Raw genomic sequence first — 11,195 nt, 5'->3', positions numbered from 1 at the left:
GTTATAGTCTCGTGGGCTCGGAGATGTGTATAAGAGACAGGCACCGGGGCGGTGGCGGAGCTTCCGGCGCTGGGTCTCGCGCCCGGACTGGCCCTGCTCCAGATCGCGGTGACGGCGCTGACCTACGTGCTGTATTTCCGGCTCCAAATCGTCGCCGGGCCGGTCTATCTCAGCCAGATCGGCTACGTGGCGACCTCCGTCGGGCTGGGCACCGGGACGCTGCTGTTCGGCGAGCGTTATTCCCCCTGGGTGTGGGGCGGGGCGGCGGTGATCGTCCTGGGCGTGCTTCTGGTCAGTTTTGGCCGGCGTTTCGCGCGATAAGCTGTGGCATCGCCTCCGCGCACCGTGGTACCAAGGCCGGTCCGCGACGTCCGCGTCCTATCCTATTCGGTCCGTGATCCTTCCGGCATGCAAACCTTCCTGGAATTCGAAAAGCCGATCGCCGAGCTTGAAGGCAAGATCGAGGAACTGCGCCACCTGACCAACGCCGGCGACATCAACATCGCCGACGAAGTGACGAAGCTGCAGACCAAGGTCGACAAGCTCCTCCGGCAGACCTACGCGAAGCTCACCCCGGCGCAGAAGGTGCAGGTGGCCCGCCACCCCAACCGTCCGCACTGTCTGGACTATGTGAAGGGGCTGATCGACGACTTCACGCCGCTGGCCGGCGACCGCGGCTTTGCCGAAGACCGCGCGGTCATTGGCGGGCTGGGCCGCTTCCGCGGCCGCTCGGTCGTGGTGATCGGGCAGGAGAAGGGCCACGACACCGAAACGCGCGTGCGCCACAACTTCGGCATGGCCAAGCCCGAGGGCTACCGCAAGGCCCAGCGCCTGATGGACCTCGCCGACCGCTTCACGCTGCCGGTCGTCTCGCTGGTCGACACCGCCGGCGCCTTCCCCGGCGTCCAGGCGGAGGAGCGCGGCCAGGCCGAGGCCATCGCCAAGAGCATCGAGCGCTGCCTGCGCCTGACCGTGCCCATGGTGGCCGCGGTGATCGGCGAGGGCGGCTCCGGCGGCGCCATCGCCATCGCGACGGCCGACCGGGTGCTGATGCTGGAGCACGCCATCTACTCCGTCATCTCGCCGGAGGGCTGCGCGTCGATCCTGTGGCGCAACCCCGACATGGCCGGCGAGGCCGCCGTCGCGCTGCGCCTGATCAGCCACGACCTCAAGGAACTCGGCGTCATCGACCGGGTGGTGAGCGAGCCGATCGGCGGCGCCCATCGCGACCCGGCGGAAATCGTCAAGGCGCTGGGCGATGCCATCGAGGAATCGCTGGGCGAACTCGACGGGCTGGACGGCGCGGCGATCCGCGCCCAGCGCCGCCAGAAGTTCCTCGACATGGGCCAGAAGGGCCTGGGGTAAGACGCCATGGCCGCCGCGTCGCAGAGACGTCCCTCGAAGACCCGTCTTCTGCGTCTGGCGGCCACCGTCAACCTCGCCGCGGTTGTCGTGGCGCTGCTGGCCCTGTGGCTGCTGCCGCCGCTGTTCGCCCCGCCGCCCGGCATCGCCGATCCGGGCGCGCGCATGGCCTTCTGGGGGCGGCTGGTTCTCTGGCCGGCGCTGGTGCTGTTCCTGACGGTGGGCGGGGTGCTGGTCGCCCGCGCCCGCTCCGTCGCCCTGAACCCGATTGATGACGCCGAGTCGCGCTTCCACCGGGTCAGCCAGCGCGTGCTGACCAACACGGTGGAGCAGACGCTGATCTTCGTGCCCGCCCTGGCGGCGCTGGTGGCGCAGATGCCGCTGCCCGACCTGGGATTCGCCCGACTGGCGACCGCGCTGTTCGTGCTGGGCCGCCTGCTGTTCTGGGCGGGCTACCTGATCCACCCCTATGTGCGGGCGCCGGGCATGGCGGTCACGCTGACCGTCAACCTCGTCGTGCTGGGCTGGGCGCTGGCGCTCGCCATCGGCTGAGCGGGGGTTACAGCCAGCGCCGCCGTTTGAAGTAGATCATCGGCAGCGTCGCCGACAGGATCATCAGCATCACCGCCAGCGGATAGCCGAACGTCCAGTCCTTTTCCGGCATGGTCGCGAAGTTCATGCCGTAGATGCTGGCGACCAGCGTCGGCGGGAACAGGGTGACCGTCAGGATCGAGACGATCTTGATGATCTCGTTCTGCTCGACGTTGATGCGGCCCAGCGTGGTGTCCAGCAGCAGGCTGACCTTCCCCGACAGGAATTGAGCGTATTCGCCGAGTCCCGTCACGTCCTGCAAAGCGGCGCGCGCCCAGCGCCGGGTCCGCTTGGCCGGGGTCCAGCCCTCGCCGCGGGCCAGGAAGGTCAGCAGGCGGTTGAGCGTCGACAGGCTGACATGCGCCTTGCCGATCAGATGCCCGGTGTGGCCGATGCGCTTCAGCGTGCGGGTGTCGTCCCGTCGCTCGCCCTTGACCGGCAGGGCGCGCCCGCGGAAGGCGCGACTGCCCATGGTGTCCAATTCCAGCCCGACGCGGCGCAGAACGGCGGCGGTGCGCTCCACCACGCCATCAAGCAGGGCGGCCAGGACCGCCTCGGCCGTCAACTCCGCGCCGCCGCTGCGGGTGACGCGGCGGCGGAAGGCCAGGAAGGGCTGCGGATCGACGGCGTGGATGGTGGCGAGCCGCCCGCCGGCCAGGACGAAGCTGACCGGCACGATGCGCGGCTGGTCGGTGTCGGCCCAGACCAGGACGAGCGCGGTCATGTGCACGGCGCCGGGGATGATGCGCAGGCGGCTCGATTCCTCGATCTCCGCCATCTGCTCCCGAGTCGGCAGCTTGATGCCCATCAGCGCCTCGGCGCGGGCCAGTTCCTCCGGCGTCGGGTTCTGCAGATCGAGCCAGACGGCCTCGGCGGGCAGCGGGGTGCTGACGCCCTCGGCCTCGCGGGCCCAGCGCAGCCGGTCACCGTCGCAGGCGAAGACGTGGAGCATGGCGGCCCCCTGGGTCTTAGAGGAGGCGGCCGAAACGGCGGGGCTTGCGCGGCTGGGACGGCTCCTCGGCGGGGCCGGAGGAGTCGCTCGCGGCGTCCCCATCCGGCAGGTCGACGGGTGCGCCGTCCTGGCGCAGCGCGGCCTCCAGCTTGCGCCGGAAGGCCCCGCCGTCGTCCTTGGAGTCGAGAAAATGCCCGACCGCCTCCTTCGCCGAGTCGCGGTCGTAGGGGACCTTGCCGAAGACCGACAGCTTGGCGCGCTCCAGCAGCTTCGGGTCCATCCGTTCGCGGATGGCCTTCATCTGGCGGAGCAGGTCCTTGCGCACATCGGACATGGCCGGTCCCCTTCGCTTATGCGGTCACTCGCGGCCGATCATCGTGCCGGCGCCGCCCTCGGTGAAGATCTCCAGCAGCAGGGCGTGCGGCACCCGGCCGTCCAGGATGACGGCGGCGTCCACGCCCTGCTCGACGGCGTCGATGCAGGTCTCGATTTTCGGGATCATGCCGCCGGTCGCGGTGCCGTCGGCGATGGCGGCGCGCGCCTGATCCAGCGACATGCGCGGCACCAGCTCCTTGTTCTTGTCCAGAACGCCGGCGACGTCGGTCAGCAGGAAGAAGCGGGTGGCGCCCAGCGCCGAGGCGACGGCACCCGCCGCGGTGTCGGCGTTGATGTTGTAGGTGTCGCCGTTGCGGTCGAAGCCGATCGGGGCGATGACCGGGATGATGTCCGACTGGGCCAGCGACGTGAGGATCTGCGGGTTCACCTGATAGGGCTCGCCGACGAAGCCGAGGTCCAGCACCTTCTCGATGTTGCTGTCCGGGTCGCGCTGTGTGCGGCGCAGCTTGCGCGCGGTGATCAGGCTGCCGTCCTTGCCCGACAGGCCGACGGCGCGGCCGCCGGCGTTGTTGATGGCGGCGACGATCTGCTTGTTGATGGAGCCGGCCAGCACCATCTCGACCACCTCGACCGTCTCCTTGTCGGTGACGCGCAGGCCGTCGATGAAGCTGGACTTGATGGCCAGCCGCTGCAGCATCTGCCCGATCTGCGGGCCGCCGCCGTGCACGACCACGGGGTTGATGCCGACCTGCTTCAGCAGGACGATGTCGCGGGCGAACTTTTCCGCCAGGCTGTCGTCACCCATGGCGTGGCCGCCGTACTTGATGACGAAGGTGCGCCCGGCGTAGCGGCGCATGTAGGGCAGGGCTTCGGACAGGGTGCGGGCCTTGGCGAGCCACTCGTCGCGGGTCGTGTTCTGCACGGGATGGAGCCGTTCGTCGGGGTGGGCCAATCGGGTGAGATTCCGCCGACTCTTTAACGGAAAGCGCGGGGGGTGCCTAGGGGGCTTTTTCAGGCGGGCGCCGCGTCCGGGAACCCTCGGCCGCGCCCGGCGGTTCGCCCGGGGTAGGATGAACCGCAAAGGACGGTGCCATGAACGACCGCATCATGCCGACCCCGCGCAACCCCTTCACCGAGGCTCACAAGGCTGAGATGGAGGAGACCGCCCGGCGGGCCGAGGAGATCTACGGCTCCTCCGACGCGCAGGAGGTGACGGAGGCCAACAAGGCGCTGAAGGAGCAGGCGCGCGGGGACGGAAAGGCCGGGTCTGAGGGGCCGGGCGCCGATCCGGTGGTGACCGGAAACGTGCGGAAACCCGGCTGACGGGTCAGGCTGTGCCGGCGTGACCCGCCCGGCGGCCGGCGATCCGCCCGGCCAGCAGGGTCATCGGCTGGGTCAGCGCGGTGACCACCACCGCCATCAGCACCATGGCGGAGAAGCAGGCCTCCGACAGCACCCCGGCCTCCAGCAGGATGGTCAGGACGATGACCTCCATCAGCCCTTTGCAGGACATCAGCGTGCCGAGCCGCCAGGAATCAGCGGCGCTCTCGCCCGACAGCCGGGCGGGCAGGGCGGTGCCCAGGACCTTGCCCAGGATGGTCGCCACCGTCGCCAGCGCGAAGACCCACCATTGCGCCGAGGCGGCGAGGTCGAGATTGACCTTCAGCCCGGTCAGGGTGAAGAAGAAGGGCAGCAGGATCAGCGTGGCGAAATGCTCCAGCCGGTCCAGGATGGCCGCCGCCAGCCGCCGCGGCATGACCGTGCCGGCGACGAAGGCGCCCAGGATGTAGTGCAGCCCGATCAGCTCCGTCACTGCGGCCGAGCCGAGAAGGGCGGCGCAGGTGACCACCACCACCATGTCGCCGACCGAGCCGTCCGGGGCGATGCGGTTCATCAGCCGGGTCAGCAGGGGGCGCGCGAACAGCTCCGTCGCGGCCAGATAGGCGAAGCCGAGGACGGCGATCCACGCCACCCCGGCGAAGCCGCCGCTTCCCCCCGCCGCCAGAGCCAGCACGGCGGTGATGAGAAGCCACAGCAGCGCGTCGTTGACCGCCGCATAGCCCAGCGCCAGCCGCCCGACCCGCTCCCCGATCAGCCCCATCTCGCGCAGGATGGCCCCCAGCACCGGCAGGGCGGTAACCCCGACGCAGATGCCGAAGCCTGCTGCGAACAACAGCGGGTCGGCCTTCGGCCCGGCCATCTCGGGAAAGGCGCCGACGATCCACCAGCCGAGCCCCCCGCCGAGCAGGGTCGGCACCATCATGCTCGACAGGCTGATCCCGACGAAGGCGCGCCCGCGCCCCTTGAACTCCTCCAGATCGAGATGCAGCCCGGTCAGGAAGGCGAAGAAGACCACGGCGAGCAGAGCCAGCCCGGAGAGCGGCGCCAGCGATCCCTTGGCAAACAGCGGTTGCCAGATTTCCGGGGCGGCCTGCCCGAGAACCGACGGGCCGAGCGCGATCCCGAACAGGATCTGGATGACCACCATCGGGGCCACATGCTTCAGGCCGGACAGCCGCCACAGCAGGAACGGGCCGGCGATCAGCAGGATGGCCTGGATGAGGAACAGCAGGGCCGGCGTCAGCTCGACGGGCATCGGGTCATCCCAGGCTGGCGAGCTGGGCGAGGCTGGCCCGCAGCTCCGCGATGCCCTGGCCCTTCTCGGCGCTGGTGGCGTGGATCTCCGGGAAGGCGGCCGGGTGTTTCTTGATGGCCGCCACGGTGCGCTTGCTCACCTCGGCCAGCTCCTGCGACCGCACCTTGTCCGACTTGGTCAGGACGACGACGTAGGGCACCGCCGCCTGATCGAGCATCGTCATGATCTCCTCGTCGTTGGGCTTCAGCCCGTGGCGCGAATCGACCAGAACCAGCGCCCGGCGCAGCGTGACGCGGCCGCGCAGGAAGCGGCGGACCATGTCGTTCCAGATCTCGATCTTCTCCTTCGACTCCTTGGCGTAGCCGTAGCCGGGCATGTCGACCAGCTTCAGCCGGTTGCCGAGGTTGAAGAAGTTGAGCTGCTGGGTGCGGCCCGGCGTGTTGGAGGTGCGGGCCAGCGTCTTGCGCCCGGTCAGCGCGTTGACGAGGCTGGATTTGCCGACGTTGGACCGTCCGGCGAAGGCGACCTCCGGCAGGTCGGCCTCCGGCAACTGCTCCGCCGTCTGGGCGCCCCAGATGAAGTCGCATTCCTTGGCGAACAGAAGCCGCCCCGCTTCCAGGGCCTCCTCGTCGAAACCGGAGATCGGGGAGCTGCTGGAAGAGGTCATGGACGGCGCTTTCGAAAGACACGGGGTACGGATGATCGTGACCGGCCCAAAACATAACCGCCGGCAAACGCCCGTCAAGGGAGGCGCTTGCCGGCGGTCGATGCCCTGAAGTCAGGGAAGCCGGGTATCAGGTGAAGAGAACCCTCAGGTCACCTTCACACCGTCCTGCCGCATGATGATCCACTGCTGGGCGATGGACAGGGTGTTGTTCCAGGCCCAGTAGATCACCAGACCAGCCGGGAAGCTGGCGAGCATGAAGGTGAAGATGATCGGCAGGAACTGGAACACCTTCTGCTGCACCGGATCGGGCGGTGCCGGGTTCAGCTTCTGCTGGAAGTACATGGTGATGCCCATGATGATCGGCCACAGGCCCAGCATCAGGATGTGCGGCGGCTGCCACGGGATCAGACCGAACAGGTTGAAGATGGTGGTCGGATCGGGCGCGGACAGGTCGTGGATCCAGCCGAAGAACGGCGCGTGCCGCATTTCGATGGTCACGAACAGTACCTTGTACAGCGCGAAGAAGACCGGGATCTGGATCAGGATCGGCAGGCAGCCCGACACCGGCGAGACCTTCTCGCGCTTGTAGAGCGCCATCATCTCCTGGTTCAGGCGGACCTTGTCGTCGCCGAAGCGGTCGCGCAGCTCCATCATCTTGGGCTGCAGCTTCTTCATCTTGGCCATCGCGTGATAGGACTTGTTGGCCAGCGGGAAGAAGGCCGCCTTGACGATCACGGTGAAGACCAGGATGGCGATGCCGAAGTTGCCGAACAGGCGGCCCAGCAGGTCCAGCCCGTAGAAGAACGGCTTGGTCAGGAAGTAGAACCAGCCGAAGTCGATCGCCAGATCGAAGTTGGCGATGCCCAGCTTGTCCGAATAGTCGTCGAGCAGCCGGACCTGCTTGGCGCCGGCGAACAGGCGGTCGGTCAGTTCGATGGTGGCGCCGGGGGCGACCTCCACGGCCTTGCCGAGCGTGTCGACCTGATAGCGGTCGGCGGCGCCGGGGGCGGAGTGGACGAAGCGGGCGGTGATCGGGGCCTTCTGGTCGGGGACCAGCGAGACCAGCCAATACTTGTCGGTGATGCCGATCCAGCCGCCGGTCGACTGGGCGGAGATGGTGCCGGCCTTGCGCAGGTCGTCGTACTTGTGCTCGTTCAGCTTGCCGTCGAAGACGCCGAGCGGGCCTTCATGCAGGATGTAGTAGCCGTCGGTGTGCGGCGTGCCGGCGCGGCTGACCAGGCTGTAGGGCAGCAGGCTGACCGGGGCGGAGCCGGTGTTGCGCACCTTCTGGGTGATCGTGAACATGAAGTTCGGATCGACCGCGATGGTCCGCTCGAACACCAGACCCTTGCCGTTGTCCCAGGTCAGGGTCAGCGGCTGGTCCGGGGTCAGCGCGGTGCCGGCGGCGGTCCAGCGGGTGTCGGCGCCGGGAACCGGCTGTGACTTGTCCTCCGGAACCCAGCCGAACTCGGCGTAATAGGCCTCGGGCGTGCCGGCGGGGGCCAGCAGCACGATTTCCGGGCTCTTGGGATCAGGGGTGACGCGGTAGTCGGCCAGCGTCAGGTCGTCGATGCGGCCCCCAACCAGATTGACCGATCCGTGCAGCGACGGCGTGTTGATCTTGACGCGCGTTCCGGCGGCCATCTGCTCGGCGAGCAGGCCGGCGCGGTCGCGGACCGTGGCGGGAGCCGCCGTGCCGGGCACCGAACCGGGAGCGGCGCCCGGAGCGGGCGCGGCGCCGGGGGCGACCGACTGCTCCGTCTGGGCGGCCTGCTGCGCAGCCTGCTGCTGCTTCACCCGGGGTCCATCGTAGAAATACTGGAATCCCAGGAGGATGGCGATCGACAGAGCGATCGCGAGGATGAGGTTGCGTTGATCGGTCATGGCATCCCGGTTGCCGTGGGCCTTCTGTTAAGAAGGGGGCCGAACGCCGGTTTTCAGGCCGGCATGCGAATTGCTGCATCGATGCGCCGCGTCGTCCGGCCCGTGCGAACAGCGGGTGGACCGCCCCGGCTCGGGCACGGGATCATATCCCCACCCGCCCCAGGGATGGCAGCGCAGAAGCCTCCGGACGGTCAGCCAACTGCCCCGGATCGCTCCGTGCTTAGATAGCGCATCCAGCGCATAGTTTGAACAGGTCGGCTGAAATCGGCAGTGCCACCCGATGAAGGGCGACAGGGTCCACTGATAGCCGACCACGAGCGCGCGCAGAAAATAGGCGAGCGGGCTCACGCGCCGACCTCCCCGCCGCCGGAACCGTTGCCGGTCCCGCCGTTGGGTGTGACGGCGTTTGGCCCGCCATTCACCTCGTTCCTGGACGCGTCGCTCTTAGAGACGTCGCGCCACAGACCGAGGCGTTTCAGCGCCGCGATCAGATCGCCCAGCAGCTCCGTCCACGGCCGTTCGGCCGTCGCGGCGCGGGCCACCAGCACGAAATCGTGACCGGGGGCCGCGTGGGCGATCAGAATTTGACGGGCCGCTTCGCGAAGGCGGCGGCGTGCGCGATTGCGCACGACCGCGTTCCCCACTTTGCGGCTCGCCGTCAGGCCAAGACGAATCGGCGGCTCGCCAGGGGCGGGCCGCTGCCGTTCGTCGTGTCGGCGCACCTGCAGGATAAGGCCGGGAGCCACATGCTTGCGCCGTGTACCGGCCACGGCCAGAAACTCCGGCCGCCGCTTCAGGCGCCCGACCCTGGGGTCCGGCGCCGCCATGCGTATCAGGCGCTCAGGACACTGCGGCCCTTGGCGCGACGGCGGGCAATCACCTTGCGGCCACCGACGGTCGCCATGCGGGCGCGGAAGCCATGCCGGCGCTTGCGCACGATTTTGCTGGGCTGGAACGTGCGTTTCACGGCACCATACTCCTCGATCTCAGGGCAAAAAATGAGCCCCGCTGTATAGAGGTACCGACCCCCGGAGTCAATCACGCGCTGCCACCCAAGCGTGGGAAATATTCTCCGTTCGGATGGGCGAAGGCAAGAAGGGTGGCGCAAAGGAGGGTGAAAAGGGGTAGGGCCCTGCCTCCCTTGCCGTGCGGCGTGTTTACCCCCTGACATTCGCGAAAGGTCCGGGGGAAGTCGGCATGCTGCACCGGCGGCAATTCATCGTGTCCAAAAACACCCACGCGCTCCGTCCGGATTGGGTGAGCCGTGACATCGGCGGGCTCGTCCTGTCCCATTGTCCCGACCTGCCGGTCCGGCGCGTGCTGGGCGCCGACAAGACGGTCTGGCATCTGCTGGGGCTGCCCGTGCAGACCGACCCGGCGCGCCCCGACCCGGTGGAGGCGCTGGCCGCGTCGCGCGCCGGGGACATCGCGGAGCTGTGCCGCTCCTGGACGGGACGCTGGCTGCTGCTCAACAACCGCGCGGTCCATCTCGACACCGGCGGGACGCTCGGCTGCTTCTACGGGATGGTGGATGGCGCCCTGACGCTCACCTCCAGCGCCGGGGTGATGGCCGAACTGCTGGGCGAGGAGGCGAGCTTCCGCCGCCCGCTGGCGCACGAGGCCGGGCTGGACTGGTACCCGCTGCCCGGCTCCGGGCTGGCGGGGGTGCGCCGGCTGCTGCCGACCCAGGTGCTCGACCCGGCCCGCCCGATGGACGATCCGGGCTTCCTGACCTTCCGCCGGCCCTTTCCCGCGGTTCCGCCGGGCTTTTCCGACTCGCTCGCCTATGAGCGGATGGAATCCATCCTGGTCACCGCCATCCGCAACCTGCACCGGAGGCTGTCGGGACCGGAGGGCGGCCATCGCCCGCTGATGCTCCAGCTCACCGCCGGCTACGACACGCGGCTGCTGCTGGCCGCCGCGCAGAAGGCCGAGGTGCCCTTCGCCACCTTCACCTTCGACCATCGCGACCTGACGCCGGGCGACCGCAAGCTGCCGCCGAAGCTGGCCCGGCTGGCCGGGGTGGAGCATCACCTGATCCCCTGCCCCCCGCTGGACGCCCAGCGCGCGCGGGACTATGCCGCCCACACCGGCGGTCACACCGCGGCGATGGACGGGGAGTTCTACGCCAACGGCGCCTGGGACGGCGTGCCGGAGGGTGCCGTGGTCCTGCACGGCGGCGTCTTCGAGGTGGCGCGCTGCTTCTACTGGGGTCAGATTCCGCCGGGCCTCGCCGCCGACGGCGAGGACACCGCCGCCCGGATGTTCGACGCCTTCCGCGGCAAGCTCTACAACCCGCCGTCCCATTGCGAGGCGCTGCGCGAGTGGCTGGCCTGGGTGGTGAAGACGCCGGACGTCCTGCCGGGCGGCACGATGGACCTGCGCGACCGCTTCTATCTGGAGCAGCGGGTGGCCGGCTGGCTGTCGGCCATCGACCAGGGGGTGGACCTGACCGGTCGGCAGCTCTTCCAGGTCGGCAACTGCGCGGACTTCCTGGCGATCGCCCTGGCCATGCCGGTGGACGTCCGCCGCTCCAGCCAGCATCAGGCGGAACTGATCCGCCGCATGGCCCCCGACCTGCTGAGCGAGCCGATCAACCCGCCGCAGCCCGCCGTGCTGCGCCAGCTCCGCAAGCTGCCGCGCCGCCTGAACAAGCTGCGCACGGTGATCGGGCACCATCTGGCGCGGACGTCGGCGTAGGGGAGGGCTTCAAGGGGGGCGGCTTGCCCCCACCCTAACCCTCCTCCGCTGGGCGGGGGAGCTGTCTCTTATACACATCTCCGAGCCCACGAGACTATAACAGCTAT

The 11,195-nt window shown here is 69.0% G+C and carries 14 protein-coding genes; 5 read left to right on the top strand and 9 right to left on the bottom strand.

From position 1 onward, the window contains the following. The first annotated feature begins 51 nt into the window (after nucleotides 1–51). From Q4I23_RS25210 to Q4I23_RS25200, 3 genes are all read left to right on the top strand, one after another. Nucleotides 52–321, top strand: a complete 270-nt coding sequence (locus Q4I23_RS25210; protein WP_498528032.1) for a hypothetical protein — start codon at nucleotides 52–54, stop codon at nucleotides 319–321. Between the two features lie 87 nt (nucleotides 322–408). Next, nucleotides 409–1,365 (top strand): acetyl-CoA carboxylase carboxyltransferase subunit alpha, encoded by a 957-nt coding sequence (locus Q4I23_RS25205; protein ID WP_145681308.1) that lies wholly within the window; start codon nucleotides 409–411, stop codon nucleotides 1,363–1,365. A gap of 6 nt (nucleotides 1,366–1,371) precedes the next feature. Beyond that, entirely contained in the window at nucleotides 1,372–1,914 is a 543-nt protein-coding gene (locus Q4I23_RS25200) for an MAPEG family protein (RefSeq protein WP_498528031.1), read from the top strand. Nucleotides 1,915–1,921: 7 nt separating this feature from the next. Here Q4I23_RS25200 and Q4I23_RS25195 read toward each other — a convergent pair whose 3' ends face one another. Genes Q4I23_RS25195 through argB form a run of 3 tightly spaced genes read right to left on the bottom strand, consistent with a single transcriptional unit; the run spans nucleotide 1,922 to nucleotide 4,163 of the window. Continuing rightward, a complete protein-coding gene (locus Q4I23_RS25195) occupies nucleotides 1,922–2,905 on the bottom strand; it encodes a magnesium transporter CorA family protein (RefSeq protein WP_498528030.1) in 984 nt (327 codons plus the stop codon). A gap of 16 nt (nucleotides 2,906–2,921) precedes the next feature. Then, nucleotides 2,922–3,239, bottom strand: coding sequence for a hypothetical protein (locus Q4I23_RS25190; RefSeq protein ID WP_454020484.1), 318 nt, complete (start codon nucleotides 3,237–3,239; stop codon nucleotides 2,922–2,924). Nucleotides 3,240–3,263: 24 nt separating this feature from the next. Continuing rightward, a complete protein-coding gene (gene argB, locus Q4I23_RS25185) occupies nucleotides 3,264–4,163 on the bottom strand; it encodes an acetylglutamate kinase (protein ID WP_145625606.1) in 900 nt (299 codons plus the stop codon). A gap of 170 nt (nucleotides 4,164–4,333) precedes the next feature. Here argB and Q4I23_RS25180 point away from each other — a divergent pair, with 170 nt between their 5' ends. After that, nucleotides 4,334–4,564, top strand: coding sequence for a hypothetical protein (locus tag Q4I23_RS25180; RefSeq protein ID WP_454020485.1), 231 nt, complete (start codon nucleotides 4,334–4,336; stop codon nucleotides 4,562–4,564). Between the two features lie 4 nt (nucleotides 4,565–4,568). Here the strand turns inward: Q4I23_RS25180 and Q4I23_RS25175 are convergent, their stop codons facing one another. The 6 genes from Q4I23_RS25175 to rpmH form a co-directional block, all read right to left on the bottom strand. After that, on the bottom strand, nucleotides 4,569–5,837 hold the full coding sequence (locus Q4I23_RS25175; protein WP_498528029.1) for a cation:proton antiporter domain-containing protein: 1,269 nt from the start codon (nucleotides 5,835–5,837) through the stop codon (nucleotides 4,569–4,571). A gap of 4 nt (nucleotides 5,838–5,841) precedes the next feature. Further along, the gene (yihA, locus tag Q4I23_RS25170; protein ID WP_035674103.1) at nucleotides 5,842–6,504 is read right to left on the bottom strand and encodes a ribosome biogenesis GTP-binding protein YihA/YsxC; all 663 of its coding nucleotides are present in this window, start codon (nucleotides 6,502–6,504) and stop codon (nucleotides 5,842–5,844) included. 144 nt (nucleotides 6,505–6,648) lie between these two features. Then, the gene (gene yidC / locus Q4I23_RS25165) at nucleotides 6,649–8,388 is read right to left on the bottom strand and encodes a membrane protein insertase YidC (protein ID WP_454020488.1); all 1,740 of its coding nucleotides are present in this window, start codon (nucleotides 8,386–8,388) and stop codon (nucleotides 6,649–6,651) included. A 27-nt stretch (nucleotides 8,389–8,415) separates the two neighbouring features. Then, nucleotides 8,416–8,736 (bottom strand): membrane protein insertion efficiency factor YidD, encoded by a 321-nt coding sequence (gene yidD / locus Q4I23_RS25160; protein WP_079285227.1) that lies wholly within the window; start codon nucleotides 8,734–8,736, stop codon nucleotides 8,416–8,418. Further along, complete coding sequence (gene rnpA / locus Q4I23_RS25155; protein WP_498528028.1) at nucleotides 8,733–9,215, bottom strand: ribonuclease P protein component; 483 nt, start codon at nucleotides 9,213–9,215, stop codon at nucleotides 8,733–8,735. Before rnpA ends, yidD begins: the two co-directional genes overlap by 4 nt. Before the next feature lie 5 nt (nucleotides 9,216–9,220). Further along, nucleotides 9,221–9,355, bottom strand: a complete 135-nt coding sequence (gene rpmH, locus Q4I23_RS25150; RefSeq protein ID WP_014239280.1) for a 50S ribosomal protein L34 — start codon at nucleotides 9,353–9,355, stop codon at nucleotides 9,221–9,223. Between the two features lie 230 nt (nucleotides 9,356–9,585). On the opposite strand from rpmH, the gene Q4I23_RS25145 reads away from it, so the two are divergent. Then, nucleotides 9,586–11,088, top strand: a complete 1,503-nt coding sequence (locus Q4I23_RS25145) for a hypothetical protein (RefSeq protein WP_498528027.1) — start codon at nucleotides 9,586–9,588, stop codon at nucleotides 11,086–11,088. Nucleotides 11,089–11,195: the final 107 nt, after the last annotated feature.

The sequence above is a fragment of the Azospirillum sp. UFLA03-27 genome (assembly GCF_059803775.1).
Note: the sequence above shows the minus strand (reverse complement) of the source record. Positions and strands in the feature narration are given on the sequence as shown.

Excerpts from the sequence above, each read along its gene's own strand:
- Q4I23_RS25200 (WP_498528031.1), top strand. The coding sequence starts at position 1,372 with ATGGCCGCCGCGTCGCAGAGACGTCCCTCGAAGACCCGTCTTCTGCGT.
- yidC (WP_454020488.1), bottom strand. The coding sequence starts at position 8,388 with ATGACCGATCAACGCAACCTCATCCTCGCGATCGCTCTGTCGATCGCC.
- Q4I23_RS25145 (WP_498528027.1), top strand. The coding sequence starts at position 9,586 with ATGCTGCACCGGCGGCAATTCATCGTGTCCAAAAACACCCACGCGCTC.
- Q4I23_RS25190 (WP_454020484.1), bottom strand. The coding sequence starts at position 3,239 with ATGTCCGATGTGCGCAAGGACCTGCTCCGCCAGATGAAGGCCATCCGC.
- yihA (WP_035674103.1), bottom strand. The coding sequence starts at position 6,504 with ATGACCTCTTCCAGCAGCTCCCCGATCTCCGGTTTCGACGAGGAGGCC.
- Q4I23_RS25180 (WP_454020485.1), top strand. The coding sequence starts at position 4,334 with ATGAACGACCGCATCATGCCGACCCCGCGCAACCCCTTCACCGAGGCT.
- Q4I23_RS25195 (WP_498528030.1), bottom strand. The coding sequence starts at position 2,905 with ATGCTCCACGTCTTCGCCTGCGACGGTGACCGGCTGCGCTGGGCCCGC.
- Q4I23_RS25205 (WP_145681308.1), top strand. The coding sequence starts at position 409 with ATGCAAACCTTCCTGGAATTCGAAAAGCCGATCGCCGAGCTTGAAGGC.
- Q4I23_RS25175 (WP_498528029.1), bottom strand. The coding sequence starts at position 5,837 with ATGCCCGTCGAGCTGACGCCGGCCCTGCTGTTCCTCATCCAGGCCATC.
- rnpA (WP_498528028.1), bottom strand. The coding sequence starts at position 9,215 with ATGGCGGCGCCGGACCCCAGGGTCGGGCGCCTGAAGCGGCGGCCGGAG.